Here is a 25,479-nt window from a genome sequence, read left to right on the forward strand (position 1 = left end):
GGGCCACCGGAAGGAGTCGGAACATGAGCGAGATCATCGGCCCGTTCAACCGGGACCACACCGCCGACGAGGTCAGCGAGGGCGTCGATCTCACCGGCAGGCGTGCGGTCGTCACCGGTGCCGGATCGGGAATCGGTGCCGAGACGGCTCGGACGCTGGCCCGGCGTGGTGCGGAGGTGACGATCGCCGCGCGCCGGCCGGACGTCGCCGCCCGGGTCGCCGAGGACATCACCTCGGACACGGGCAACGCGAGCGTCCACGTCGCCGAGCTGGAGCTGACCGACCGTGCGTCCGTCGCGCGGTTCGCCGAGGCGTGGCAGGGCCCGCTGGACCTCCTGGTCAACAATGCCGGGGTCATGCGGATCCCGGAGCTGACCAGGAACGCGGACGGCCGGGAGATGCAGTTCGCCACCAACTACCTCGGACACTTCGATCTCACGACCCGGCTGCGCCCCGCGCTCGCCTTGGCCTCGGACGGTGCCCGGGTGGTCACGGTGAGCTCGTCCGGCCACCTGTTCAGCCCCGTCGTGTTCGACGACGTCGACTACCGCTTCCGTCCCTACGACCCCGTCGGGGCCTACGGGCAGTCCAAGACCGCCGAGATTCTCCTCGCGGTCGGCATCACCGAGCGGTGGGCGGACGACGGCATCTACGCCAACGCCCTCAACCCGGGTGCGATCGCGACCGAGCTCCAGCGGCACGTCGGCGGGAAGCTCGCCACGCCGCTCGACCAGCAGAAGACGGTGCAGCAGGGGGCGTCGACGAGCGTCTTCGTCGCGGTCTCCCCGCTCCTCGACGGCGTCGGCGGGCGCTACTTCAACGACAACGCGGAGGCGTCCACGGTGAGCGAGCGTCCCGAGGACCTCACCGCTCTGGCAGACAGCGTCGCCGCGTACGCGCTCGATCCGGAGGGAGCGGATCGGCTGTGGGCGCTCTCGGAGAGGCTTCTCGGCCGGAACTGACCCCGCCTGTTCCGATCGCCCGTTGACCGATGTCCAGCGGAACCGTTCGACAACTTGTAACAGCAAGTCACACGTTCGTATTCCGAATGAAACCAAACGGTAAAAACCGGGCTCTTCACTGGGGTCATGACGCCGACCGACCAGCTCTCCACCCGAGTGAGCATCGCGCTCCTCGGAGTGCGCAGCGACGCTCCGGTCCGCCGTACCGGCGGTGCGGGGCCGAGTGACGACGGACATTTCGTCATCGGCGGTGCGGGTGCCGCCATCCCGATCGATCCCGACAGCCCGTACGTCATCTCCCAAGGTCGCCTGACCCTGGACGGTGCGGATCTCGGGATGGACGTGGAACCTGTCACCCGACCGCGATTCTACGACCTGACCACCGCCGACGGGACCCCCTACGACAAGATCGCCAAGCTCCACGGCAAGGACGTGCTGGCCACCACCGTGGTCCAGACGTGCGTCCGTTACGACGAGAGCGAGCGCTGCCGGTTCTGCGCCATCGAGTCGTCGCTGCGCTCGGGAACGACGATCGCCGTCAAGACTCCGGCGATGCTCGCCGAGGTCGCGGAGGCCGCCCACGAGCTGGACGGGGTCTCGCAGATGGTCATGACCACCGGCACCTCCAACGGCTGGGACCGCGGTGCCAAGCACCTGGCGCGCTGCGTCCGCGCCGTCAAGGAGGCCGTCCCGGAGCTGCAGGTCCAGGTGCAGTGCGAACCACCGGCGGACCTGCGGGCCATCACCGACCTGTACGAGGCGGGCGCCCGCTCCATCGGCATCCACGTCGAGTCGATGGACGACGGCGTGCGGCGTCGCTGGATGCCGGGCAAGGCGACCGTGTCGCTGGACGAGTACCGCGCGGCCTGGCGCGAGGCGGTGCGCGTGTTCGGCCGCAACCAGGTCTCCACCTACCTGCTGGTCGGCATGGGCGAGGATCCGGACGAGATGGTCGAGGCCGCGGGCGAGCTCATCGAGATGGGCGTCTACCCGTTCGTGGTCCCGTTCCGGCCGCTGGCCGGCACGCTCGCGACCGACGTGGACCACGTCCCGGCACCGCACCGCGCGGTGGTCGCCGACGTCACCCGGCGGGTCGGTGCGCTCCTGGCGGCCGCGGGGATGCGCGGGTCGGACCAGGCCGCGGGGTGTGCGGCATGCGGTGCCTGCAGCGCACTCGCGGCGGTGGGGGGCTGACATGCTGGACGTCCCCACGCTGACCGGCCGGCAGCTCGTGCCCGCCGCGCCCTGGGCGGTCCGGTCGGCCGAACCCCGGCACGTGGCCGCCTACCGGGCGCTGCGCCGCGAGGTGTTCGTCGCCGAGCAGGGCCTGTTCTCCGGGCACGATCTGGACCGGACCGACGAAGACGAGCGCACGCAGGTGCTGGTCGCCGTCGACGCCGAGGACCGGGTGCTGGGCGGCGTGCGCATCGCCCCGGATCCCGGCGCGCTCGATGCTGCGGGCCGGGACATCGGATGGTGGGCCGGCAGCCGGCTCGTCGTGGCGCGCGGGGCACGCGGGGCCGCGGGGATCGGGACGGCACTCGTCCGGTCCGCCTGCGCTCGCGTGACGGAACTCGGCGTGCTGCGCTTCGAGGCCACCGTCCAGGTCCGCAACCGGCCGCTGTTCGAGCGCCTCGGCTGGCAGGCATGGGGCGCCCGGGACGTCCAGGGCCGGCCGCACGACCTGATGCGCTGGCCGGTGACCCGGGTCGCGGACCTGGTGGGCTCCACCAAGTCCGTCCTCGCCGACCTGATCGGCCCGTTGCGCGAGCACACCGGCCCCGCCACGCTGGGCGGCGCGGGGTTCGTGGGCGACGACGGGGCACCGGTGCCGGGCAGTGACGTCGTCGCCGCGTGCGACGCGATCCTGCCCGCGATGCTCGAGCGCGACCCCGAGTGGGCCGGCTGGTGCGCGGTGCTGGTCAACGTCAACGACCTCACGGCGATGGGCGTCGGCCCCACCGGGCTGATGGACGCGCTCGGTGCGCCCACGGCGTCGTTCGCGCGCCGTGTGCTGGCCGGCCTGCACAGCGCGTCCCAGGCGTGGGGCGTGCCCGTGCTCGGCGGGCACACCCAGCTCGGCGTGCCCGCGTCCCTGGCGGTCACCGCGCTCGGCCGGACGGATCATCCCGTCCCGGGTGGCGGTGGCCGGCCGGGGCACGCCCTGTCCCTGACCGCGGACCTCTCCGGCCGCTGGCGGCGCGGGTTCGAGGGCCGGCAGTGGGACTCCACCTCCTCGCGCTCGGCGGCCGAGCTGCGGCACCTGGCCGGCACCGTCGGCGCGGCCCGCCCGCACGCCGCCAAGGACGTGAGCATGGCCGGCGTCCTCGGCACGACGGCGATGCTCGCCGAGGCCTCGGGCACGGGCGCCACGATCGACGTCGCCGCCGTGCCGATGCCCGACGGCGCCGCTCCGGGCGAGTGGCTCACCTGCTTTCCCGGCTTCGCGATGCTCACCACCGACCCACCGGGCGGCGGGCGCATGTCCTCGCCGCTGGCGAACACCGCCGAGTGCGGGGAGCTGACCGGAGAACCTGGCGTCCGCCTGCGCTGGCCCGACGGGGAGACCACCGTGGCCGTCCCCGGCGCCGCGACAGGCCTCGGCCGCGCCTGACAGGGCCCCGGCCCGCACACCGGTGCGGACGGCGCGCCCGTCCCGCACCCCACGAGTTGCACCACTCGCACGACCCAGCACGACCACACCACCCATCACCGAAGGAGCATCGACCATGGCGTTCGACGAACAGATCCAGGCCAACATCGACGTGTCGCTCGCGGAGATCCCGCACCCGTCGCTGCCGAAGGGCAGCAACCTGTACGGCTCGACCAAGATCTTCCCCGACTACCAGGCGGAGCCGGGCCAGGCGTACTTCACGCTGGTACACGGCATCGCGCACGAGTCATCGGTGAGCTTCGTCGCGATCCTGCAGGCCACCCGTGCGCTGCGGAAGGGCTTCGAGTCGGCCGTCTACTTCTACGGCCCCGGCGCGATCAACGCCCTGGACACTCGCGGGTTCCCGACCACGGGTGACAGCGCGTTCCCGGGCGAGCAGAACATCAACGACGCCCTCAAGACCTTCATCGCCGAGGGCGGCACGGTGTTCTGCTGCCGGTTCGGCCTGTCGCTGCACGGCGCGCGCGAGGAGGACCTCATCGCCGGTGTCATCCCGGCCCACCCGCTGGACGTGCAGGACGCGGTGATCCACTACGCGCGCAAGGGCGCCATCATCAACTCCACCTACAACCTCTGACCCGCACCGCAGCCTGATGGATCCCCGTCGAACGACCCCGGAGGAGCAACTTCCGTGAGCCTCACCGTCGCCGCCGTGTCGGCGAACTTCACCCGCGACCTCGAGCAGAACTACGCGCTCATCGAGCAGCTCCTGGACGAGGCACGCGCCCAGGGCGCACGGCTCGTCGTCTTCCCCGAGGCGTCGATCGGGGGCTACCTGTCCTCACTCGGCAACCACGGGGACACCGTGCGAACCACCAAGCGGTCCTTGCCGCCCGCGATCCGCCTGGACGGGCCGGAGATCCGGCGCGTCCAGGCGCTCGCGGGGGAGACCGTCGTCTGCATCGGATTCTGCGAGCTCGACGACGACGGCGAGACGCGGTACAACGCGGCCGTCTGCCTCGACGGAAGCCACGTGTACGGCTCCTACCGCAAGGTGCACCAGCCCCTGGGCGAGGCCATGTCGTACGCTGCGGGCGCCTCCTACCAGGCGTTCGACACACCCGTCGGCCGGGTCGGCCTGCAGATCTGCTACGACAAGGCCTTCCCGGAGGCGGCCCGGGCGCTGGCCCTGGACGGCGCGGAGATCGTCGTGAGCATGTCGGCGTGGCCGGCAGCCCGCACGGCGACCGCCGAAGACCTGCAGCAGGACCGGTGGACCTACCGGTTCAACCTGTTCGACGCCGCCCGCGCGCTGGACAACCAGGTGTTCTGGATCGCCTCCAACCAGTCCGGCACCTTCGGGTCGCTGCGCTACGTCGGAAACGCGAAGGTGGTCGACCCCGGCGGGAACGTGCTGGCCACCACCCTGCTGGACGCCGGCCTCGCCGTCGCCGAGATCGACGTCGAAAGCACCTTCCGCACCATGCGCGGCGGCATGTTCCACCTGCGCGACCGCCGCCCCGACGTCTACGCGGCGCTCACCGCACCGGACGCCCCCGAGTCCACCGGATGGAAGGACCTGGCCCATGCCTGAGATGACGTTCGACGTGCGCTGGCCCGACGGATCCACGGCGAGCTGCTACTCGCCCAGCCTCGTGATGCACGACCACCTCGAGGTCGGGGCCAGGTATTCCCTGGCCGAGTTCGTCGACCGCACGTCCCGCGCGCTGCGGGAGGCAAGCGAACGGGTGCGGGCCCGCTACGGCATGACCTGCACGTCGGCCATGCACCAGGAGGCGGAGATCCGGCAGACCGCCACGTCGTTCCGCACAGGCGAGGTCGAGGTCCTGCGCATGGAGCCGCCTCTGCCCGGGACGGACCTGCGGGGGACCGCCGGGCCGGGAGGCGGCGCATGAGGGCGGCGCGCATCACCGACGGCGCCCACCACGAGGTGGTGGTCGTGGGTGGCGGGCAGGCCGGCCTGTCGCTGAGCCACCATCTGGTCGGCTCCGGCGTCGACCACCTCGTGCTCGAGCGGGAGACCGTGGCGCACGAATGGCGCGACGGGCGCTGGGACGCGTTCACCCTGGTCACGCCCAACTGGCACTGCCGGCTGCCCGGCTACCCCTATGACGGTCCGGACCCGGACGGCTTCATGCGCCGCGACGACGTCCACGCCTGGGTGCGCCGGTACGCGGACACGTTCGACGCGCCGGTCGCCGAGGGCGTCGCCGCCACGCGGCTCGCATCACGGCCGGGCGGCGGATTCGTGGTCTCGACCACGCACGGCACGATCACGGCCACAGCGGTGACGGCGGCCGTGGGCGGCTACCACCGGCCGGTCGTACCACCCTGGGCCAGAGACCTGCCCGAGCGGGTGGCACAGGTGCACTCCCACGAGTACCGCAACGCCGGTCTGCTTCCCGAGGGCCCGGTGCTCGTGGTCGGCACCGGCCAGTCCGGTACCCAGATCGCCGAGGACCTGCTTCTCGCCGGGCGCGAGGTACACCTGGCCGCCGGGCGCGCGCCACGCGTGGCCCGCCGCTACCGGGGCAAGGACTGCATGACGTGGCTGGCGGAGATGGGCGTGTACGACGTGCCCGTGGCCGCGCACGGCCTGGCCAAGCGGGAATCCACCAACCACTACGTGACCGGGCGGGACGGCGGCCGCGACATCGACCTCCGTGACTTCGCACGCCGGGGCATGCACCTGTACGGCCGGGCCACCGGAGTGAGCGACGGGGCGCTCACCTTCGCCCCCACGCTGGAGAACGACCTCGACCACGCCGACTCGGTGGCGGAGTCCATCAAGGACGACATCGACCGTTGGATCGAGACCAAGGGCATCGACGCACCCACCGAGGACCGGTACATACCGGTCTGGCGGCCCGAGGCCGAGCCGCAACCGCTCGACCTCGACCGGATCGCCGCAGTGGTCTGGTCGGTCGGCTTCCGAGCCGACTGGTCCTGGCTCGACTCCCTGGGGCCCGCAGTGCTCGACGACGAGGGGCACCCGCGGCACCTGCGCGGTCTCAGCCCGGTGCCCGGGCTGTCGTTCGTCGGCCTGCCCTGGCTCCACACCTGGGGGTCGGGCCGGTTCCTCGGCATCGCCCAGGATGCCGAGCACGTCGCCCGGGCAGTAGGCGACTGGCGCGCCGGCGGCGCGTGGGACGGGCCCGCGCCACACGCGCTCGCGGCGCAGCCGGCCAAGGCCGGATGACGGACGACCTACGCTCTAGGACATGTCCACGACGACCATGGGTGCGGTCGCAGCGCACTTCGGACGCGATATCGACCGCACCCTCGCCAAGCTTCCCGGCATCATCGACCAGGCCCGCGAGCGCGGCGTCGACCTCCTGGTGCTGCCCGACGCCACCATCGGCGGCTACCTGCACGACATGTACCACCCGGCGGGCGAGACCCTGCCGCCGGCCGTGGACCTCGACGGGCCCGAGGTCGCGGCCGTGCGGCAGATGGCCGGGGACATGGTGGTGTGCTTCGGCATCGCGGAGCGAGCCCAGGAAGGCGGAGCCGAGGTGCGGTACAACACCGCCGTCTGCGTGCACGGGGACGGACTCCTGGGCGTGCACCGCAAGGTGCACCTGCCGCTCGGCGAGTCCGAGGCATACCGGCATGGCACCGGATTCGACGCCTTCGACACCCCCGTGGGCCGGCTCGGCATGCTCATCGACTTCGACAAGACGTTTCCCGAGTCGGCCCGCTCGATCGCGCTCGACGGCGCGCAGATCATCGCGTGCCTCAGCGCCTGGCCCGCGAGCGTCACCGACCGCTCCGACCGGCTGCGCAACGACCGCCAGGCCCACCTGTTCGACCTGTACGACTGTGCGCGCGCGGCCGAGAACCAGCTCTACGTGGTCTCCTCCAACCAGACGGGAGTCCTCGGCGGGCTGCGCTTCCTCGGGCAGGCCAAGGTCGTCGACCCGGCCGGCGAGATCGTCGCCAAGACCTGGGCCAAGGGCGGGCTCGCCGTCGCCACCGCCGACGTGACGGCCGACGTCGCCCGAGCCCGCCGCACCATGAACCACCTGCGCGACCGCGTCGAGAACGCCTACACCCTCACCACCCGGCCGGCGTCGGCCACCACCTCCAGCCCGACGTGAGGTCGGGCCGTACCTCTACCAGGACGGAACAGCGTGCGCATCGCCCAGATCACCTACTCGACCAGACCCCGTGGCGGGGTGGTGCACACCATCGCACTCGCCGAGGCGCTCGCGGCCCGCGGGCACGAGGTGACCGTATGGACGCTGGGCCGCGGCGGGGACGACGCGTTCTTCCGGCCGGTGGACCCGGCCGTCCGCGTCAGGGTGGTTCCGTTCGCGCCGCGTGACGAGGAGAGCGTGGGTGACCGCATCGAGCGGTCCATCCGTGCCATGGCGGAAGCCTTCGAGCCGGCCGGCTACGACGTCGTGCACGCCCAGGACTGCATCTCGGCCAACGCCGTGGGGCCCTGCATCCGCACGATCCACCACCTGGACGAGTTCACCACGCCCCGCCTGATCGAGTGCCACAGCTCGGCGATCACCGAGCCGGTGGCACGGCTGTGTGTCTCACGCGCGGTCGCGGCCGAGGTGAGCCAGGGCTTCGGCCTGGCTCCCACCGTGATCCCCAACGGCGTCGACGCCGGCCGGTTCGCCCGCGCGGCCGGACCCGACGGAGCCGGTGCACGCGCCCGGTGGAAGGCGGAGCTGGGGCGATACGTCCTCGCGCTCGGCGGCATCGAGCCACGCAAGGGCAGCATCGACCTGCTGGAGGCGTTCGCGCTGCTGCGCGCCGACCACCCGGACCTGAGCCTCGTGATCGGCGGGGGAGAGACGCTCTTCGACTACCGCCCCTACCGCGACCGGTTCGACCGGCGCTGCACCGAGCTCGGCGTCGAGCCCATGGTTCTCGGCACCCTGGCCGACGACGACGTACCACCGCTCGTGGCGGCCGCCACGGCGCTGGGCTTCGTCTCCACCAAGGAGGGATTCGGCCTGGCGGCCATGGAAGCGCTGGCCGCCGGCGTGCCCGTGGTGGCCCGCGACCTCCCGGTCACCCGCGAGGTCTTCGGCGACACCGTCACCTACGCCGCCGACGTGCCACAGATCGCCGCGGCGCTGGCCGCCGTCCTCGACGACCCGACCCCGGCCGACGCCGGTCCCGGACGAGAGCTGGCCGCACGCCACACCTGGGCGGCAGCGGCGGCGGCGCACGAACGCTTCTACGCGCACGTCGCACGAGACGGAGGCGACGCCGGCCGGGAGATCGACCTCACGGCCGGTCAGTGGGCTCGCCACGGCTGACCCGGAGAGCAGGCGTGCGGAGACGCCGTCGGACGCGCAGGAGCCGCTGCGCTGAACTCGAACGCGCAGCGCCGCCGGCCTGTGTCGCCGACTTGGCCGAGGTGAGCGGATCATGGCGCTCCGATCCCTTGCGGCCGCCATCGCGCACGGGACCGACGTCCGCCCCGATCTCGCGGCGGTGACCGGCACACCCATGCCCGACGTCGTCGGCGCGCTCCTTACGCTCGTACTCGTCACGGCGGTCGCGATGCTCATCGTCAGCGCCGCCGCCTGGGCGCTCGCGGCATCGGCCGGAAGTTTCCAGGGCGTCGCCAAGGCGCGCGCCGGCGTGCTCATCGCTCTGGGCTGCGCTGCCATGAGCGGCGGTGCGCTTGCCTGGACGAACTGGCTCTTGGAGACCGGCGCGCCCCTGAATCAGGGGTGAAGTTGCACGTCGGTTCGATAACAAGGGGCGGGCGGTCGAGTGATGTCTCCTACGCTCAGGGGCGTTCCAGAGGAAGGTCCATGCGTGAACAGTTCGCTATCGCCGGAGGAACGGCACACGGATGCCGATGAGGATCCGGTCGTCTTCCCGACCAACCGGAGCTACTTGAAGAAGGTCGCCTTGCTGGGCGGGCCCGCGATGACGCTCGCCAGCGGCGCGATCGGGTGGTTCGGCGTCGCCGACCTGCTCGGTGCCGAGACATTCGTGCCGTTCTGGTTCGCCCCGATCGGCATCTTCGCGTTCCTCTTCTTCGCCTACGGGTGGTGGTTTGCGATCCGCCGGCTCACGGTCGGCGGGGGTGGTCTGCGGATCGGGCCCGCGGGCATCGAGTCGTTCGGCGTCGGCGCAGTGCGTTGGTCGGTGCCGTGGTCCGACGTCGAGTGGTGGTACATCGGGTACGTGTCCTCGCAGGAATACCTTCACGTGGTGGTGCGGGACCCCGACGAGTACATCGCTCGGGAGGCCAACCCGCTCAAGCGGCTTGCCGGGCGGATGAACGTTCGGCTCGTGGGGACACCAGTGTCGGTTGCGCTGAGTACTGTCGATGCCCCGCCGGGGGCGATTGCCGAGGCGATGGTCCGGTACAGCGGGATCGATCCTGCCGATGACGACGAACCCGAGGCCCTCGACAACGATGCCGCGCATCAGGTCGTGAGTGTTCCTGGTCGCAAGCCACTGGGCCGTCGGCATCAATGGCTGTGGGCGGGGTTCCTCCTCACCGTCGTGGGAAGCTCGTTCGCGCTGCACTTCGGAAGCGCGGGACGGGGCATCGAGCTCGGATACGCCCTCTTGGCACAGGGGATCGCGGCCGCTCTTCTCCTGATCATGGTGGTGCGGGACATGCTCCACGACGAGGCCGACGAATTGGTTGCCTGCGTGCGCACCTACGGTGGGGGTGCGCCGGTGGTCGGCTGGATTCCGACGAGCCAGGCCAATGAGGTTGCGGCCGAGGTACGTCGCGGCGGCGTTGAGGCCTGGGCCGCCTATCACCCCATCGCCGTTGGTTACTGGGCGGTTGTCAACTTCGTCGGGGCGACACTCGGAATCTATGGAGTCGTATCTCTTGGGGAGCGCGCGGTCGAGCCCATCACGTCATGGGCGTTGATCATCGGCGGCGCGATTATGTTCCTCGGTATCGCAGAAGCACCGCGGACAGGTTGGTTCCGCCGGAGGGTTCTGCGCATGTACTGAAGCGCAAGCACCTCAGTCGCGCCCGAGGCATCCTCGCCCTGCGATAGCCACGCGGCGCGCGATGCGCACCTGCCGACCATGGACACCATCAGATCCCGCTCCCTGACGGGAGTGATCGACATCGGTCCGAACGACTCGGGCCTACCAGGGATCAGCTAGTTCCAGGACATCGTCGGCGCGATGATGACCGTCTGCCTGATCTGCGCGGTCCTCGGCGTCATCATCTCCGCGATCGTGTGGGCGCTCGGCTCGAACTCCTCCAACCCCCGCATGGCCGGACGCGGCAAGACCGGCGTGCTGTTCCCCCTGGCCGCCGCGGTCATCTGCGGCGCGAGCGTGGCCGCGGTGAACTTCTTCTGGGACGTCGGCCAGACGGTCGGGTGAGCCGCGATGAGCGTATGCGACGCCCCGCTGGTGGACGAGCTGTGCTCCGATCTGGGCGACGCCGCTGGGTCGGTGTGGACCGCGCCGCTGGAAGCGCTGGCGACCGCGACCGGGGGAGTGGCCGAGTTCCTCATCCGCACCATGTGGGAGGCGTTCGACTCCACCACCATGGTCGACGTCACCACCGGTGAGTTCGTGGGCGTCTACAACCTCGTGTTCGGTGTGGCGCTCTTCTGGATGGTCGCGTTCTTCCTGCTCCAGCTCATCACGGCCATGCTGCGCCGCGAACCCGGCGCGCTGGCACGAGCCGCGCTCGGACTCGGCAAGTCCGTACTCGGCTCCTTCCTCGTCGTGACCCACACGGCACCAATGCTGGAGATCACAGATCAGGTCTGCCGCGGCATCGTCGCGACGTCGGGCATCACGATGGAGGAGATCGGCCTCGAACTCGCCGGCCTGGCCGTCATCACCGTCACGGCGGGTCCAGAACGTCTTGACCGCGCACCAGGTCTCCGGGGAGAGGACCCAGAAGCACGAGCACTACCTGAAGGGCTCGATCTACTGCGGCGACTGCGGCTCCCGGCTCCTGGTCACGCACGCGAAGAACGGCAAGGGCGTCGTCTACCCGTACTTCATGTGCGCCGGCCGACACGCCAAGCGCACGAACTGTCTGCGGCAGGCGATGCCCGTCGCCGACATCGAGCAGAAGGTCGAGGACTACTACCGGCAGGTGCAGATCCCGGAGCACATCGTCACGGCCCTGCGGCACATGCTCACCCGCCAGTTCGACGACCTCCACGCCGCGAGCAAGACCGAGCGCCGCACACTCGTCGCCGAACGTGACAAGCTCCGCGACGAGCGGCGCAGCCTCCTGCGCGCCCACCACTCGGGAGCCGTGCCGCTCGACCTCCTCAAGGAGGAACAGGACCGCATCTCACGCCGACTCGCGTTCCTCGACTCCCGGATTGAGGCAGGGCAGGTCGAGTACGACCAGGCCAAGGCCCACCTGGAGGACTGCCTGGAGCTGGCCGGCAACGCCCACGCGATCTACATGAGCCTGAACGACTCCCTGCGCCGCGTCGCCAACCAGGCGTTCTTCGAGCGCATCAACGTCTACGAGATCGAGCACATTGACGCCGTGACGGCCGACCACGGCGAGCCGTTCGACGTCCTGTTCGACCCGGCGGTCCAGGGCGACGCGCTCGCCAGCGACGCGGAACTACAGCAGGGGACAGGTGCCAAACCCGCTGACGTCGCGGGTTTGAACATCCAACCTCAGGTGGGCCCGGAGGGACTCGAACCCCCGACCATTACGGTGTAAACGTAGTGCTCTACCAGCTGAGCTACAGGCCCCGGAACAGCGCAGCCCAGGATACCCGTCCTGGTGTCCGCGCCGTGCCATGCGGTGACACCGGAAGTTCCTGGTCCGGTGTCACCGCCGCGGGCGCGTGGCTCGTTGCCGGCCGCGCGCCCGCAGCTTCCATCAGATCTCTGCCAACGCCTGGCGATAGCCCTCCAGATCGCGGCTCTGCCCGCGAGGGCTGAGCACCCTCCAGCGCACGATCCCGTCCGCGTCGATGAGGAAGGAGCCGCGCAGCGCGTGCCCGGACTCGTCGTCGAACACTCCGAACGACCGGGCGACGGCGCCGTGCGGCCAGAAGTCGCTCAGCAGGTCGAAGCCGAAGCCCTCTGCCTGCTGCCACGCCTTGAGCGTGAACACGGGGTCCGTGGACACGGCGAGCAGGCGCACGCCGACCGTCTCGAAGTCCTCGATGTTGTCCCGCAGCTCGCACAGCTCGCTGGTGCAGATCCCGGAGAAGGCGAACGGGTAGAAGACCACCAGCGTGGTCTGGCCGCGCAGGTCCGCCAGGTGCACCGGTGTGCCGTGCGTGTCGGGGAGGGTGAAATCGGGTGCCGGCCGGCCCGGACCGATGGCCGGTGCGGCGTCGGCGGCAGGCGCGAGGGAGGTCATCAGTGTCCGCGGCCCCGGAAGGCCAGTCTCGTGGCGGACCACTCCTCCGCGACGGCGAGCGTGTTCGTCGTCTGCAGGCCCGCGGTGTTCGCGGCCTCCTGGATCTCGCCGGGCGTGGTGTGCCCCTCACGCCCGGCCTTCGGCGTGAAGATCCAGATGAGTCCGCCGTCGTCGAGCAGCGTGGTGACGTCGACCATGGCATCGGTCAGGTCTCCGTCGTCGTCCCGCCACCAGAGGATCACGGCGTCGGTGACATCGCCGTAGTCCTCGTCCTCGAGTTCGTTGCCGGTGATCTTCTCGATCTCGGTGCGCACGTCGTCGTCGACGTCGTCGCCCCAGCCGAACTCCTGAACCACTTGGTCGGCCTTGAATCCGAGTCGGTCCGCACCCTGGGTGTCCGCGCTCACTTGGTTCTGCATTCCTTTCATCTCACGATCCTGGGCCGCGTGGTGACCAGGCGTCCTTCGTGGCAAAGGTAGTGCACTCGGACGTGCCGCGCCGCATGGGGCGCGCCAGTGATGCCGGACCGTTGTGTCCCGGCTACGTGGTGACGGGACCGTGTTCCCCGGGTGGCACCGGCCGCCGGATACCGCGTGTGGCCTGCGGCACCAGGGACGGCGTCGTCCGAGGATCACCAAGACCGTACCCGGTATCAGTAAAGCGATACTCGGTCTCACCTTCGGGTCTCATCCGCGAGAAGTCGACGCGAAGTAACGCAGATCACGCATCCGGTCGGGCTTCTTGACCCTTCTATGGTGTGAGCGCGCGCCGAAAGGAGTCAGAATGGCTGTGACCACCTGTGCGGGGCGGGCGCCGCGGACCGCGACGCCGGCCGCCCCCGAGTGGCGCAGGACGAGACACGCACGGCCGACCAGCCGTGCTGACGACTCTGGCGCGACGAAGGACGTCGTGGAGGGTGAGGGCCGAGGTACGAGGTGCTCGCCTGAAACGGAGCCCGAGGAGCGTCAGCGAGAAGAGATCTGACGTGACGAAGGGCGCAGTGGAGGGTGAGGGCCGCGTAACGAGGCGCTCGCACGACGCGGAGAGCCCGAGGAGCGTCAGCGACAAGGGAGAGGTTGCTCGTGGCTTCGTTTGACGAGACCGGACCGCTGATCAACGGTCTGCTCAGCGCTGTGCCGGACATCGACCCGGAGGAAACCTCCGAATGGGTCGAGTCGTTCGACGGACTGCTCGACGACAAGGGCGGTCCGCGTGCCCGGTACGTCATGCTCAACCTGCTGCGGCGGGCCCGCGAACGCAATGTGCACATCCCGGCGACGACGGCCACGCCGTACGTCAACACGATCGGGATCCACGAGGAACCCTACTTCCCGGGCGACGAGGCGATGGAGCGGCGCTACCGCTCCTTCATCCGCTGGAACGCAGCGGTCATGGTGACCCGCGCGCAGCGTGAAGGCCTCGGGGTGGGCGGCCACATCTCCTCCTACGCGTCCGTCGCGACCTTGTACGAGGTCGGCCTGAACCACTTCTTCCGCGGCAAGGACCACCCGGGCGGCGGTGACCAGGTCTACTTCCAGGGGCACGCCTCGCCGGGTGTGTACGCCCGCGGCTTCCTCGAGGGGCGCCTCAGCGCGGACCAGCTGGACGGGTTCCGTCAGGAGAAGTCGCACGAGGGCGGCGGTCTGCCGTCCTACCCGCACCCGCGGCTCATGCCGGACTTCTGGGAGTACCCCACCGTGTCGATGGGCCTGGGCCCGGCGTCGGCGGTCTATCAGGCGTGGACCAACAGGTACCTGCACAACCGCGGGATCAAGGACACCAGCCAGCAGGACGTGTGGGCCTTCCTCGGCGACGGCGAGATGGACGAGCCGGAGAGCCGCGGCATGATCCAGCTCGCGGCCCAGCAGCAGCTCGACAACCTCACGTTCGTGGTGAACTGCAACCTGCAGCGTCTTGACGGGCCCGTGCGCGGCAACGGCAAGATCATCCAGGAGCTGGAGGCCCAGTTCCGGGGCGCCGGCTGGAACGTCATCAAGGTCGTGTGGGGCCGCGAGTGGGACGCCCTGCTCGAGGCCGACAAGGACCGCGCGCTGATCAACCTCATGAACGCCACGCCGGACGGCGACTACCAGACGTACCGCGCCGAGTCGGGCGCGTTCATCCGTGAGCACTTCTTCGGGCGCGACCCGCGGACGAAGGCGCTCGTGGAGAACATGACCGACGACGACATCTGGAACCTCAAGCGCGGCGGCCACGACTACCGCAAGATCTACGCGGCCTACTCCGCGGCGCGCGCACACACCGGCCAGCCGACGATCATCCTGGCGCACACCGTCAAGGGCTACGGTCTGGGCTCCGGCTTCGCCGGGCGCAACGCGACGCACCAGATGAAGAAGCTCAAGAGCGACGAGCTCAAGACGCTGCGCGACTCGCTGAACATCCCGATCACGGACGACGAGCTCGCGGACCCGTACGCCGCGCCGTACTACCACCCGGGCATGGACTCGCCCGAGATCGAGTACATGCTGGACCGCCGGCGGCAGCTCGGCGGGTTCGTGCCGGAACGCCGGTCGACGCCGAAGACGCAGCTGACGCTCCCGCAGGCCAAGTCCTACGAGCTGCTGGCCAAGGGCTCGGGCACCCAGCAGGTCGCGTCCACGATGGCGTTCGTGCGGATGCTGAAGGACCTGTTCAAGGTCAAGGGCTTCGGCGAGCGGATCGTGCCGATCATTCCTGACGAGGCGCGCACGTTCGGTCTCGACTCGATCTTCCCCAGCGCGAAGATCTTCAACACCCTGGGCCAGAACTACCTCGCCGTGGACCGCGAGCTCATGCTGAGCTACAAGGAGTCCGAGGCCGGGCAGATCATGCACACCGGCATCAACGAGGCGGGTTCGGCCGCCGCGTTCCAGGCGGCGGGCACCTCCTACGCGACGCACGGCGAGCCGCTGATCCCGATCTACATCTTCTACTCGATGTTCGGCTTCCAGCGCACCGGCGACCAGTTCTGGGCGGCGGGCGACCAGCTGACGCGCGGCTTCATCGTCGGGGCCACCGCCGGCCGCACCACCCTGACCGGTGAGGGCCTGCAGCACGCCGACGGCCACAGCCCGATCATCGCGGCGACCAACCGCGCGATCGTGCAGTACGACCCGGCTTTCGGTTACGAGATCCGGCACATCGTGCGCGACGGCATCGAGCGGATGTACGGCCCGGGCGAGAACGGTGTCGGCGCGGACGGACGCGACCAGAACGTCATGTACTACCTGACGGTGTACAACGAGCCGATGGTCCAGCCCGCCGAGCCGGAGGACGTCGACGTCGAGGGCATCCGGCGTGGTATCCACCGCATCCACGCGGCCGGTGACGGGGACGGCCCGCGGGCCCAGCTCCTCGCCTCCGGTGTGGGTGTGCCGTGGGCCCTGGAGGCGGCGGAGCTGCTCCGCGAGGACTGGGGCGTGCACGCCGACGTCTGGTCGGTGACGAGCTGGACGGAGCTGCGGCGCGACGCGCTGGACGCGGAGCAGGCGGCGTTCGTCGACCCGGCCGCGGAGCCGCGCGTGCCGTACGTGACGCAGAAGCTGCAGGACGCCTCGGGGCCGTTCGTCGCGACGAGCGACTACGACCACATGGTGCCGGACCAGATCCGTGCCTGGGTGCCCGGCGACTACGCCGTGCTCGGTGCGGACGGCTTCGGCTTCTCCGACACCCGGGCGGCCGCCCGCCGCTTCTTCCTCATCGACGGGCCGTCGATGGTGGTCAAGACGCTGCAGGTGCTGGCGCGCCGCGGCGAGGTCCCGGCCGACGTCGTCGCCAAGGCGGTCGAGAAGTACCGCCTGCTCGACGTGAACGCGGGTACGTCGGGCAGCTCCGGCGGCGAGAGCTGAGCCCGAGGCGGGGCTGAGTCCGAGCTGACGGGCGGGGGTGGCACTCGGTGCCGCCCCCGCCTTCTGCGTGTCCGCCCGGCCGGACGGTACCCCCCGCCTCGGGGATGTCAGTGTGTCCGGGCAGAATCGGGTTCGTGCGAATGATTCTGTCCGGTGCGGGCGGCCCGCGGGCGGCCGTCGCTCGGCTGCCCGAGCCGGGCGAGGCCGTGGCCGACGACGGCGCCCCTGCCGCGCCACCGCGCTGGACCTGGGACGACACCAACCGCTGGTACCCGAGGCTGCTGTCCGACGGCGTGCGGGTCGAGCGTGCCCACGACCTGCGGCTCGCACACACGATCCTGCGGTCCTCCGCGCTGACGGCGGACACGGCGCTGGCCGGTGCTCCCCGCGGTCCGTGGGACGACCTTCCTCCGACGTCGCCGCCACAGGCCGGCGGTGCGGCCGCCGCGGCTGAGCCGGCCGCCCTCTTCGACCTGGACACCCTGGCACAGGGCACGCCAGGGGGGAGCGCGTCGGGTGATGCCGCGCGCGGGCACGGTGAGTCCCGCGGGAGGGCAGGTGCGCTGGGGGACCCGGGGCAGGTGCCGGACGTCGCGGGCGGCCTCGACCCGGTGGCCGAGCTCGCGGCACAGCTCGACGCCATCGCGTCGAGCGGCGATCCTGGCCGCCTGCGCCTGCTGGTCGCAGCCGAGTCCGCTGGTGCGCTGGCCGCCGCCGAGATGCACCATGCGGGCCTGCCGTGGCGGGGAGACGTGCACGACGCGATCCTCACCGAGGTGCTCGGCCCGCGCCCCCGTCCGGGTGCCCGGCCGGAGAAGCTCGAGGCGCTGGCCGAACGCGTCCGTGAGGCGCTGGACGCACCGCCCACCCTCAACCCCGACTCGCACCCCGACCTGCTGCGGGCCATGGAGTACGCGGGGGTGGGCGCCCGTAGCCTGCGCAAGTGGGAGCTGGAGAAGCTCGACCACCCGGTGATCGCCCCGCTCCTGGAGTACAAGTCGCTCTACCGGCTGTTCACGGCGAACGGCTGGACCTGGCTCGACACCTGGGCGCCGAACGGCAGGTTCCGGATGGAGTACGTGGTGGGCGGCGTCGTGACCGGTCGCTGGGCGAGCACGGGCGGCGGCGCGCTCCAGCTGCCGCACAGCGTGCGCCGGGCGGTCGTGGCGGACCCGGGATGGACGTTCGTCGTCGCCGATGCCGCCCAGCTCGAGCCGCGGGTGCTGGCCGGACTGGCCGGGGACGAGCAGATGGCGGCCGCCGGTCAGGGCGCGGCCGGTGACGAGACCACCGGCGTGGACATGTACGCGGGCATGGTGGCGGCCGGGGTCGTCGGCACGCGCCAGGAGGCCAAGATCGGGATGCTCGGGGCGATGTACGGCGGCACGACGGGGGCGTCGGCCCAGGTGATGCCCCGCCTGGCCAAGGCGTTCCCGCGGGCGATCGACCTGGTGGAACGTGCCGCGCGGGCGGGGGAGCGAGGCGAGGTCGTGACCACCTGGCTCGGCCGGAGCTCACCGCCGCCCGGAAGCGCCTGGGCCGATGCCCAGGCCCGCGCGTTCGCCGCCGGTCCGGGCGACGACGCCGAGGCCGGGCGTCGCGCACGCTCCCAGACCCGTGCGTGGGGGCGGTTCACGCGGAACTTCGTGGTGCAGGGCACCGCCGCGGAGTGGGCGCTGTGCTGGATCGCCTCGCTCCGCCGCCGCCTGTGGGCGCTGGGCGAGGCACCGGATGCGCCGGTCCTCGGCACCGGTCTCGGGCCCCGCGACGTGGCCGGCGGTGAGGTTCACGGCGCCGCGAGCGGTGCAGGGTCCGCCGTCGCCGCCGGCGGGGCGGGTACCCCCGAGCCGTTCGCCCGGCGTCCGCACCTCGTCTACTTCCTGCACGACGAGGTGGTGGTGCACACTCCGGCCGGCCTCGCCGAGGTCGTCGCGCACGAGGTCCGGGCCGCGGCGGACGAGGCGGGAAGGCTCCTGTTCGGGGGCTTCCCGGTCACGTTTCCCCTCAGCGTCGCCGTCGTGGACAGCTACGCCGACGCCAAGGACTGAAGCGGCCCGGGCCGCCTTCCTCAGAGGTGCGCGACCATGGCTTCGACCACCCGGGCCGAACGCAGCGCCGCGTCGTCGACATGGGTGAGGAACTCCGAGCCGTCCGGGGCGCACAGGTCGGAGATCGCTCGCACCGCGACGAACGGTGCGCCGTGGTTGTGGCAGGCCTGCGCGATCGCGGCGGACTCCATGTCCACTGCCAGGATCTGGTCGAACGCCTCCCGCAGCGCCCGTGCGGGCTCGGCGGTGACGAACTTCTCGGACGAGCCGATGGTGCCCGCGACCACGTTCTGCCCGTGCCCGACGGCGGCCTCGGTGGCTTCGAGCAGTCCGGGGTCCGCCGCGTAGACGGCCGGCATCCCGGGAAGCTGCCCGAGCCGGTACCCGAACGCCGTGGCGTCCGCACCGGTGTTCACGTACGTCCGCCCGGCGATCACGTCACCGACCACAGTGGACGTCGCGAGGCCTCCGGCGCTCCCGGCACTGATCACCGGGACGATGCCGTAGGTCAGGAGCGCTCCGACGACGGCACCGGAGGCGTTCACGAACCCGATGCCGCTGCGCACCAGCGCGATACGGCGCCCGCCCAGGGTGAGCACCATGTGCTCGGCGCCACCGACGATCCGCGTCCCGGGGACGGACCCGGTGCCGGACGTGTCCGGCTCTGCCTCGGCGTCGGACATGGCGGCGTCGGGCCTTGCGGCGTCGGACATGGCGGCGGCGCTGGACCGGCTGCCGGCGTCCGACGCGGCGACAGGCGCGGCACCGGCGAGGTCGAGGAAGGGCGCGGCCTCGTCGGGCATGGCGACGATGACGACGGCGTCGACCACGACGCCGCCGGTGCCTGCGGTCACGCGAAGACCTGCGTCCACTGCGGACGCTCCGCGAGGAACGCGCGGGCGGCGTCCTGCGCGCCGCTCAGCGTGTGGTTCGCGCCCCAGCCGCACTGCACCTCGTTGGCGGCGGGCACCTCGGTGGCGGTCGCGACGTCGGCGAGTGTGGCCTCGACCAGGTCGAGGACCTCTTCCTCGGCGGGGTCCCCGGCGAGCATCAGGTAGAAGCCGGTCTGGCAGCCCATGGGGGAGAAGTCCAGGACCCGGTCCGAGTGGTTGCGCGACTTCTCCGCGAACAGGTGCTCCAGCGAGTGCACCACCGGCATGTCGAGGTGGGCGACGTTGGGCTGCGCGAAGCGGACGTCGTACTTGACGATGACGTCTCCGGCGGGAAGCTCCTTGCGGTCGGCCAGGCGTACGTACGGCGCGGCGACGGCACGGTGGTCCAGGTTGAACGACTCGACGTTCATGCGGGGCTGCTCGGTCACGACACCAGCCTACGTGCCGGAGCCTGCTGGACGTTCCCGCCGAGAGCGCCCGCCGTGTCGACAGCGCGGCCGAGAGCGCCGGCCGTGCGGACCGTGCCGCCGAGAGCGCCGGTTGCGTCGGGTGAAGGGGGCGACCTCACCTCGGTCGGCGTTCTCGGCGGCGGCCCGTCCGGCGCGGGAGTGTCCCGTGCCGGTGTCCGCAGCGGCCTGTGAAGGGGTTAGGCGCAGGTGACCGTCGTCGAACCCGGGGCAGTGCCGTTCGCCACGAAGCCGTACGTCGTGGACTGGCCCGATCCCAGGTTCCCGTTCCACGACAGGTTCGACACCGTCTCGGTCCCGCCGGACGACGTGTACGAGCCGTTCCAGAGCTGGGAGATCGTCGCGCCGGGCAGCGTGAACGACGTCGTCCAGCCGCTGAGCGGGTCACCGGCCGTGACGGTCACCTCACCCTGGAAGCCGCCGTTCCAGGAGTTGACCACGGTCAGTTCGGCGGTGCAGTCGCCCGACGCGGGAGGCGTCGTGGGGTCGCCGGTCGGGTCACCCGTGGGCTCGTCGGTGGGATCGGGCGTGCTGCCGCCGTTGAGGGCGTCGAGGGTGGCGTAGTACGCCTCCTTCTTGTTGCCGTTCCCGTCGAAGAGCAGCGGTGTGCCCGACGAGCGCCAGGAGTCGGAGTCGCGCACGCCCCACACCGTGATGCCGTTGCAGCGCGAGACGGCAAGGCAGTCCTCGACCACCTGCCGGTAGGTGTCGGCCTGCTGCTGGCCGGAGCCCTCGATGTCGAGCTCGGTGATCTGGACGTCCACGCCGAGCGCCGCGAAGCTCTCCAGCGTCGTGCGGTAGTTGGCGGGGTAGGGGCTGCCGGAGTTGAAGTGGGACTGCAGGCCGACGCAGTCGATCGGCACGCCGCGCGCCTTGAAGTCCGCGACCATGTCGTAGGCCGCCTGGGTCTTGGCCCAGCTCCAGTTGTCGATGTTGTAGTCGTTGTAGCAGAGCTTCGCACCCGGGTCGGCGGCGCGGGCGGCGCGGAACGCCGCCTCGATCCAGTCGTCACCGGTGCGCTGCAGGTTCGAGTCGCGGCGGGCGCCCGTGCCGCCGTCGGCGAACGCCTCGTTCACCACGTCCCAGGCGTAGATCTGGCCGCGGTAGTGCGTCGCGACCTGGGTGACGTGGTCGAGCATCGCCTGCCGCAGTGCCGAGCCCTCCATGTTCTGCATCCAGCTCGGCTGCTGGGAGTGCCAGGCGAGCGTGTGGCCACGCACCTGCTTGCCGTTCTGGGCCGCCCAGTCCGCGATCTGGTCACCGGCCGAGAAGCTGAACTGACCTTGCTGCGGCTCGGTCGCGTCGATCTTCATCTCGTTCTCGGCCGTGATCATGCTGAACTCACGGTTCGCGATCGTCTCGTAGACCGAGTCCGAGAGCTTGTACCCGGCGATCGCGGTCCCGAAATACCGGCCGGATTCCGCCGCTGCGTCTCCCAGCGTGCTTCCGGCCGCGCTCGCTGTCGTGGACATCGCCACTCCGCCGAGTGCCGCCGCCAGGGCGACGACCCCCGCTGTCAGTGCTGCCCGACGCCGTCGTGGCGTGGTGCGGTTGCTCATCCCGTCCTCCTCGTCGAGGTTTCTCTTCTGGGGCGGCCGGGTGCCTGGGCCCGGCCGCACAGAGCGAGGATGGGTTGAAAACGTTATCGAAGCAAGGGCCTAATCGATTAGACCAGGTCAGAGGGTTCCGGCCGCCTCGGAGCGCTGCCGTTCCGCAGGGCGCGCGGGCGGCCGGGAGGGACGTAGGTCCCTCCAGGCCACGGACTCATGGCACTGCCGATGCCTCGCCCGTCATGCCAGCGTCAGGACTGGAAAGCCAGATCGCGACGGGGCGGGGTGACTGATCCATGACCAGGTCCGTTGGGGCGCTCGTCGCGGCGGCGGTGCTCGCGTTGCTCACGGCGGCCCCGGCGGCCGCGCATGGATCCGACGAGGAAACCGAGGCGCGTGTGGAAGTCCTGCAGGCGATCGCGCTGATCGTCAACACCCCGGACGACTCGCACGAGATCATGGAACACATCGAGCAGGTCGTCGACGCACCGGATCACGAGGGCGTCGACCTGGCGCTGGTGCAGGAGGCCGAGGCCGCGTTCGAGGACGGTGACCTGACACAGGCCCGCGAACTGCTGCAGTCCTCGATCGCCGTCTCCGAGGACGCCGCCGGCGGCACCGCGCTCGCCGCCGCAGGCGAGACCGGCACCACGATGGTGCTCGACGTCGACCGGCCGGGTGCCGGGATCGACGGCGGCGACATCGTCCTGCTGGTGCTGTCGGCCGGCGCGATCGTTCTCGGCGTGCTGCTGGGCTGGCGGTTCCGTCCGGCGGACAGCGTGCGCCGGCTCCGGCACCGAGCAGGAACGGCGGAGGGGGAGTCGTCATGACCGCGAATCTTGACCGCGATGCGACGCAGCCGTCGGAGACGCCGGACAGAAGCCGGCCACGCCGTGTGCTGGACGCCGTCGACGAGCGGCTCGGCATCGACGCGCTGCGCTACCCCGTGCCGGAGCACGCCAACAACCTCGCCTGGAGCCTGGGCGGGCTCACCCTCGTGAGCTTCCTGGTGCTGCTGGTGACGGGCATCTACCTCGCGCAGTTCTACGACCCGCTGCCCGAATCGGCCAACCAGTCGATCCGCGACCTGTCCGACGTCTGGCTCGGCACCTTCGCGCGCGGTCTGCACTACTGGGCCGCGCAGGCGATGTACGTCCTGGTCGCGCTGCACCTGCTGCGGGTGATCTTCCACGGCTCGTACAAGCGCCCCCGCGAGGCCAACTACCTGGTCGGCGTGTCGATGTTCGCGCTCGTGATCGCGGCGCTGTTCACCGGGACGGTGCTGAAGTGGGACCAGGAAGGCTTCGAGGCGCTGGCGCACAACATCGAGATCGGGGAGCTGCTGGGCGGTCTGGGGTTCTGGTTCACCCCGGACCTCGCGGGCAACATCCCGATCCTGGTCCGGCTGTACAGCGCGCACGTGGTGCTCGTCCCCGGCCTGATCGTCGTGCTGTTCCTCCTGCACGCACTGCTGGTCAAGCGACACGGCATCTCGCCGCACCCGGACATCCCGGCCGCCGCCCACGAGCATCCGGAGCCGTTCACCAGCCACCTGCGCAGGATCGGGGCGTTCGGGCTGGTGGTGATCGGTGTGCTGGGAATCCTGGCGGTGCTGGTCCCGCCGGTGATCGGGTCCACCCCGGTGGAGGGCATCGAGGTCACCAAGCCCGCGTGGCCGTTCCTGTGGATGTATGCGCTGGAGAACTGGTTCGGGCTGTCCGCGATCCTGTGGGGGAGCGGGGCGCTGTTCGCGCTTCTGGTGCTCCTGCCCTTCGTCGACCGCAACCCGCGCCGCTCGTGGCGCGACCGTCCCGTGGTGATGAGTGTCGCCGCCCTGGTTCTCGTCGCGATCGTGACGCTCTCGATCATCGCGATCTTCTCGGCCGCGGAGACGCACATATGAGCCCCGACCGTGCGACCGCCGCCGACCCGGTTGCCGCCCGCCGCAGGGCACGGCGAGCCTTCTGGCTCCTGCTCGTGCTCGCCGTGCTGCTGGTGGGCGCCCTGGACGCCATGCTCCGAGCGGACGCGGGCCCGCTCACCGGAACTGCCGTCGCCGTCCTCGGCGTGCTGACGGCCGTCACGATCGCCCTCGCCGCACGCGTCCTGCTCGCCCTGTCCCGGTAGCCGGGCGCCCTGTCCCGGTGGTCGGCCGTCCTGTCCAGGTTCCGTCCGGGTCCTGTCCGGGTGGTCAGTCGGTCGGGAACCCGACCGTGGTGATCTCGCCGGCGCCGTCGGCCCACAGCCGCAGCACCGACAGCGATGCCGGAGGAACGCGGATGCGCGACCAGTGCGACGCCGGCGCCCCCATCGCCTGACCCACGGCCGTACGGATCTGGGCGGCGTGCCCCACCACGACCACCGTGCGCCCCACACCGCCGTCGACGAGCGCCTGCATCCCGTCCCACACCCGCGAGCCCACCTGCGCGTACGACTCCCCACGTGGCGGCACGAACGTGCCGGTGCTGTGCCACAGGTCCAGCTCACCGGGCCAGGCTGCCTCGATCTGCGCGGCCGTGAGGCCCTCCCAGTCACCGAACCGGCACTCGGCGAACTGGTCCTCCACGGTGACGGGCAGCCCGAGCCGGCGTCCCACGGCACTCGCCGTTTCCTGGGTGCGCACCATCGGGGAGGCGATGACCGCCGTGGGCCGTGGTACGTCGGGCCAGAGACCCCGCTTGTCGCGTCCGATCCGGAACACGGCGTCGGCCGCCTGCGCCGCCTGGGCCCGCCCGCGTGTGGAGAGCGCCGGGCCGGGTACGTCCGAGCCGGAGTAGGCGCCGGTCTCGGTCATCGGCGTCACCCCGTGCCGCACGAGCACGGCGGTGAGCGGCAGCGCGCCGTCGAACCTGCTCACGGAGCCGGGTGGGCGGCGCACGTGGGTGTCGTAGCCGGGTGCGCGTTCCGTCGGGTCCGCCCCCGCCATCATGCGCCCCGCACGAGGATCCGGCCGCACTCCTCGCAGGTCACGACTTGCTCGGGGGCGGCGGCCCGCGCGGCTGCGAGGTCTCCCGGGGGGAGTTCGAGGCGGCAGCCCTCGCACCGGCCCTCGCGGAGCGCGGCTGCTCCGAGCCCGCCCTGGTGGGCGCGGATGCGCTCGTACATCGTGACCAGCGGGGCGTCGAGCTTCTCCGCCAGTCCGTTCCGCTCGGTGGTGACCGCCGCCGCCTCCGCGTCGATCTCGGCCCAGCCGGCGTCGCGGTCGGCTCCGGCGGCGTCGCGGTCCGCCGCGAGGGCGTCATAGGCCGCGGTGACCTTGGTCAGCGCTTCCTCGTGCGCCTCCAGGCGCTCCATGACGTCGAGCTCGATCTCTTCGAGGACACCCTGGCGCTTGGAGAGCGACGCGATCTCGTCGGTGAGCGCGACGGCGTCCTTGGCGCCGACGGAGCCGGAGTCGAGGCGCTGCCGGTCCCGCGCGGCACGGGAGCGCACCTGCTCGACGTCGGCCTCGGCCTTCGTCAGCTCCCGCTTCAGGTCGGCGACCGCGGTGCGGGACTCGACGAGCGAGCCGTTCAGGTCCTTGAGCTGCCCCTCCAGCTCGGTGATCCGGGCGAGCGTGGGATGGTTGCGCCGGGAGTGCGCGAGTTGCTGGAGGCGGGTGTCCAGAGCCTGGACCTCCAGGAGTTTGCGCTGGTCGTCTGGGGGAGCAGTGGTCACCGCTGGGGTCCTCTCGCAGGGCGGAGCTGGGCAGGAGATCGCGGATGCGGCGTCGCGGCGGCACCGTCCGGCGGCATGGCCCCGAGAGGCTCGCCCGGCGGCACCA

At 71.1% G+C, this 25,479-nt stretch carries 24 protein-coding genes, 1 tRNA gene and 2 pseudogenes; 18 read left to right on the plus strand and 9 right to left on the minus strand.

Annotation, left to right across the window (positions count from 1 at the left end):
- Positions 1-23 precede the first annotated feature (23 nt).
- The 13 genes and pseudogenes from HGK34_RS07720 to HGK34_RS23505 form a co-directional block, all read left to right on the plus strand.
- Positions 24-962, plus strand: a complete 939-nt coding sequence (locus HGK34_RS07720) for an SDR family NAD(P)-dependent oxidoreductase (RefSeq protein WP_201846006.1) — start codon at positions 24-26, stop codon at positions 960-962.
- 126 nt (positions 963-1,088) lie between these two features.
- Positions 1,089-2,156 carry an MSMEG_0568 family radical SAM protein gene (locus HGK34_RS07725; RefSeq protein WP_201846007.1) on the plus strand — a complete coding sequence of 356 codons (1,068 nt, stop codon included), beginning with the start codon at positions 1,089-1,091 and terminating at the stop codon, positions 2,154-2,156.
- 1 nt (position 2,157) lies between these two features.
- On the plus strand, positions 2,158-3,576 hold the full coding sequence (locus HGK34_RS07730) for an MSMEG_0567/sll0787 family protein (RefSeq protein WP_201846008.1): 1,419 nt from the start codon (positions 2,158-2,160) through the stop codon (positions 3,574-3,576).
- Between the two features lie 115 nt (positions 3,577-3,691).
- The gene (locus HGK34_RS07735) at positions 3,692-4,213 is read left to right on the plus strand and encodes an MSMEG_0572/Sll0783 family nitrogen starvation response protein (protein WP_201846009.1); all 522 of its coding nucleotides are present in this window, start codon (positions 3,692-3,694) and stop codon (positions 4,211-4,213) included.
- Positions 4,214-4,267: 54 nt separating this feature from the next.
- On the plus strand, positions 4,268-5,170 hold the full coding sequence (locus HGK34_RS07740; RefSeq protein ID WP_307815851.1) for a carbon-nitrogen hydrolase family protein: 903 nt from the start codon (positions 4,268-4,270) through the stop codon (positions 5,168-5,170).
- Entirely contained in the window at positions 5,163-5,492 is a 330-nt protein-coding gene (locus tag HGK34_RS07745; protein WP_201846010.1) for an MSMEG_0570 family nitrogen starvation response protein, read from the plus strand. Before HGK34_RS07740 ends, HGK34_RS07745 begins: the two co-directional genes overlap by 8 nt.
- The gene (locus tag HGK34_RS07750; RefSeq protein ID WP_201846011.1) at positions 5,489-6,796 is read left to right on the plus strand and encodes an MSMEG_0569 family flavin-dependent oxidoreductase; all 1,308 of its coding nucleotides are present in this window, start codon (positions 5,489-5,491) and stop codon (positions 6,794-6,796) included. Before HGK34_RS07745 ends, HGK34_RS07750 begins: the two co-directional genes overlap by 4 nt.
- 22 nt (positions 6,797-6,818) lie before the next feature.
- Positions 6,819-7,697: a carbon-nitrogen hydrolase family protein gene (locus tag HGK34_RS07755; RefSeq protein WP_201846012.1), complete on the plus strand. Its 879-nt coding sequence runs from the start codon at positions 6,819-6,821 to the stop codon at positions 7,695-7,697.
- 33 nt (positions 7,698-7,730) lie between these two features.
- Positions 7,731-8,879: an MSMEG_0565 family glycosyltransferase gene (locus HGK34_RS07760; protein ID WP_201846013.1), complete on the plus strand. Its 1,149-nt coding sequence runs from the start codon at positions 7,731-7,733 to the stop codon at positions 8,877-8,879.
- Between the two features lie 112 nt (positions 8,880-8,991).
- Positions 8,992-9,303, plus strand: a complete 312-nt coding sequence (locus tag HGK34_RS07765) for a DUF6112 family protein (RefSeq protein WP_280517875.1) — start codon at positions 8,992-8,994, stop codon at positions 9,301-9,303.
- Positions 9,304-9,387: 84 nt separating this feature from the next.
- Positions 9,388-10,554 carry an STM3941 family protein gene (locus tag HGK34_RS07770; RefSeq protein WP_201846014.1) on the plus strand — a complete coding sequence of 389 codons (1,167 nt, stop codon included), beginning with the start codon at positions 9,388-9,390 and terminating at the stop codon, positions 10,552-10,554.
- Between the two features lie 78 nt (positions 10,555-10,632).
- A pseudogene (locus HGK34_RS07775) lies at positions 10,633-10,938 on the plus strand (DUF6112 family protein).
- A gap of 493 nt (positions 10,939-11,431) precedes the next feature.
- Positions 11,432-11,605: pseudogene (locus HGK34_RS23505) on the plus strand (recombinase zinc beta ribbon domain-containing protein); the annotation flags it as partial.
- Positions 11,606-11,872: 267 nt separating this feature from the next.
- On the opposite strand, the gene HGK34_RS23510 reads toward HGK34_RS23505, so the two are convergent.
- From HGK34_RS23510 to HGK34_RS07795, 4 genes are all read right to left on the minus strand, one after another.
- Positions 11,873-12,067, minus strand: a complete 195-nt coding sequence (locus HGK34_RS23510; protein WP_307815852.1) for a hypothetical protein — start codon at positions 12,065-12,067, stop codon at positions 11,873-11,875.
- A gap of 151 nt (positions 12,068-12,218) precedes the next feature.
- Positions 12,219-12,291: transfer RNA gene (locus HGK34_RS07785), tRNA-Val, on the minus strand.
- A 130-nt stretch (positions 12,292-12,421) separates the two neighbouring features.
- Complete coding sequence (locus HGK34_RS07790) at positions 12,422-12,910, minus strand: peroxiredoxin (protein WP_201846015.1); 489 nt, start codon at positions 12,908-12,910, stop codon at positions 12,422-12,424.
- A complete protein-coding gene (locus HGK34_RS07795; protein ID WP_201846099.1) occupies positions 12,910-13,329 on the minus strand; it encodes a DUF3052 domain-containing protein in 420 nt (139 codons plus the stop codon). The genes HGK34_RS07790 and HGK34_RS07795 overlap by 1 nt, the downstream gene beginning before the upstream one ends.
- A 663-nt stretch (positions 13,330-13,992) precedes the next feature.
- On the opposite strand from HGK34_RS07795, the gene aceE reads away from it, so the two are divergent.
- Both aceE and HGK34_RS07805 read left to right on the plus strand, forming a co-directional pair.
- Positions 13,993-16,758 carry a pyruvate dehydrogenase (acetyl-transferring), homodimeric type gene (gene aceE / locus HGK34_RS07800; RefSeq protein ID WP_201846016.1) on the plus strand — a complete coding sequence of 922 codons (2,766 nt, stop codon included), beginning with the start codon at positions 13,993-13,995 and terminating at the stop codon, positions 16,756-16,758.
- A gap of 140 nt (positions 16,759-16,898) precedes the next feature.
- Complete coding sequence (locus HGK34_RS07805) at positions 16,899-18,806, plus strand: bifunctional 3'-5' exonuclease/DNA polymerase (RefSeq protein ID WP_201846100.1); 1,908 nt, start codon at positions 16,899-16,901, stop codon at positions 18,804-18,806.
- Positions 18,807-18,826: 20 nt separating this feature from the next.
- Here the strand turns inward: HGK34_RS07805 and mtnN are convergent, their stop codons facing one another.
- The 3 genes from mtnN to HGK34_RS07820 form a co-directional block, all read right to left on the minus strand.
- Positions 18,827-19,660 (minus strand): 5'-methylthioadenosine/S-adenosylhomocysteine nucleosidase, encoded by an 834-nt coding sequence (mtnN, locus tag HGK34_RS07810; RefSeq protein ID WP_307815853.1) that lies wholly within the window; start codon positions 19,658-19,660, stop codon positions 18,827-18,829.
- Entirely contained in the window at positions 19,657-20,109 is a 453-nt protein-coding gene (locus tag HGK34_RS07815) for an S-ribosylhomocysteine lyase (RefSeq protein WP_201846102.1), read from the minus strand. The genes mtnN and HGK34_RS07815 overlap by 4 nt, the downstream gene beginning before the upstream one ends.
- 236 nt (positions 20,110-20,345) lie before the next feature.
- Positions 20,346-21,725, minus strand: a complete 1,380-nt coding sequence (locus HGK34_RS07820) for a glycoside hydrolase family 10 protein (protein ID WP_201846017.1) — start codon at positions 21,723-21,725, stop codon at positions 20,346-20,348.
- A 287-nt stretch (positions 21,726-22,012) separates the two neighbouring features.
- On the opposite strand from HGK34_RS07820, the gene HGK34_RS07825 reads away from it, so the two are divergent.
- Genes HGK34_RS07825 through HGK34_RS07835 form a run of 3 tightly spaced genes read left to right on the plus strand, consistent with a single transcriptional unit; the run spans position 22,013 to position 23,843 of the window.
- On the plus strand, positions 22,013-22,546 hold the full coding sequence (locus HGK34_RS07825) for a hypothetical protein (protein ID WP_201846018.1): 534 nt from the start codon (positions 22,013-22,015) through the stop codon (positions 22,544-22,546).
- On the plus strand, positions 22,543-23,619 hold the full coding sequence (locus HGK34_RS07830) for a cytochrome b (RefSeq protein ID WP_201846019.1): 1,077 nt from the start codon (positions 22,543-22,545) through the stop codon (positions 23,617-23,619). Before HGK34_RS07825 ends, HGK34_RS07830 begins: the two co-directional genes overlap by 4 nt.
- Complete coding sequence (locus HGK34_RS07835) at positions 23,616-23,843, plus strand: hypothetical protein (protein WP_201846020.1); 228 nt, start codon at positions 23,616-23,618, stop codon at positions 23,841-23,843. Before HGK34_RS07830 ends, HGK34_RS07835 begins: the two co-directional genes overlap by 4 nt.
- A gap of 64 nt (positions 23,844-23,907) precedes the next feature.
- Here the strand turns inward: HGK34_RS07835 and HGK34_RS07840 are convergent, their stop codons facing one another.
- Together HGK34_RS07840 and HGK34_RS07845 are read right to left on the minus strand one after the other, a co-directional pair.
- Positions 23,908-24,642, minus strand: coding sequence for a histidine phosphatase family protein (locus HGK34_RS07840; protein WP_201846021.1), 735 nt, complete (start codon positions 24,640-24,642; stop codon positions 23,908-23,910).
- Positions 24,642-25,373, minus strand: a complete 732-nt coding sequence (locus tag HGK34_RS07845) for a zinc ribbon domain-containing protein (RefSeq protein ID WP_201846022.1) — start codon at positions 25,371-25,373, stop codon at positions 24,642-24,644. The genes HGK34_RS07840 and HGK34_RS07845 overlap by 1 nt, the downstream gene beginning before the upstream one ends.
- Positions 25,374-25,479 lie beyond the last annotated feature (106 nt).

This window comes from Myceligenerans indicum, from assembly GCF_016742955.1.
GTDB lineage: Bacteria > Actinomycetota > Actinomycetes > Actinomycetales > Cellulomonadaceae > Myceligenerans > Myceligenerans indicum.

Coding starts and splice junctions, on each gene's coding strand:
- HGK34_RS07835 (WP_201846020.1), top strand. CDS start 23,616: ATGAGCCCCGACCGTGCGACCGCCGCCGACCCGGTTGCCGCCCGCCGC.
- HGK34_RS07840 (WP_201846021.1), bottom strand. CDS start 24,642: ATGGCGGGGGCGGACCCGACGGAACGCGCACCCGGCTACGACACCCAC.
- HGK34_RS07735 (WP_201846009.1), top strand. CDS start 3,692: ATGGCGTTCGACGAACAGATCCAGGCCAACATCGACGTGTCGCTCGCG.
- HGK34_RS07725 (WP_201846007.1), top strand. CDS start 1,089: ATGACGCCGACCGACCAGCTCTCCACCCGAGTGAGCATCGCGCTCCTC.
- HGK34_RS07825 (WP_201846018.1), top strand. CDS start 22,013: ATGACCAGGTCCGTTGGGGCGCTCGTCGCGGCGGCGGTGCTCGCGTTG.
- HGK34_RS07830 (WP_201846019.1), top strand. CDS start 22,543: ATGACCGCGAATCTTGACCGCGATGCGACGCAGCCGTCGGAGACGCCG.
- HGK34_RS07720 (WP_201846006.1), top strand. CDS start 24: ATGAGCGAGATCATCGGCCCGTTCAACCGGGACCACACCGCCGACGAG.
- HGK34_RS07815 (WP_201846102.1), bottom strand. CDS start 20,109: ATGAACGTCGAGTCGTTCAACCTGGACCACCGTGCCGTCGCCGCGCCG.
- HGK34_RS07755 (WP_201846012.1), top strand. CDS start 6,819: ATGTCCACGACGACCATGGGTGCGGTCGCAGCGCACTTCGGACGCGAT.
- HGK34_RS07745 (WP_201846010.1), top strand. CDS start 5,163: ATGCCTGAGATGACGTTCGACGTGCGCTGGCCCGACGGATCCACGGCG.
- HGK34_RS07790 (WP_201846015.1), bottom strand. CDS start 12,910: ATGACCTCCCTCGCGCCTGCCGCCGACGCCGCACCGGCCATCGGTCCG.
- HGK34_RS07730 (WP_201846008.1), top strand. CDS start 2,158: ATGCTGGACGTCCCCACGCTGACCGGCCGGCAGCTCGTGCCCGCCGCG.
- HGK34_RS07795 (WP_201846099.1), bottom strand. CDS start 13,329: ATGCAGAACCAAGTGAGCGCGGACACCCAGGGTGCGGACCGACTCGGA.
- HGK34_RS07805 (WP_201846100.1), top strand. CDS start 16,899: ATGATTCTGTCCGGTGCGGGCGGCCCGCGGGCGGCCGTCGCTCGGCTG.
- HGK34_RS07750 (WP_201846011.1), top strand. CDS start 5,489: ATGAGGGCGGCGCGCATCACCGACGGCGCCCACCACGAGGTGGTGGTC.
- HGK34_RS07820 (WP_201846017.1), bottom strand. CDS start 21,725: ATGAGCAACCGCACCACGCCACGACGGCGTCGGGCAGCACTGACAGCG.
- HGK34_RS07765 (WP_280517875.1), top strand. CDS start 8,992: ATGGCGCTCCGATCCCTTGCGGCCGCCATCGCGCACGGGACCGACGTC.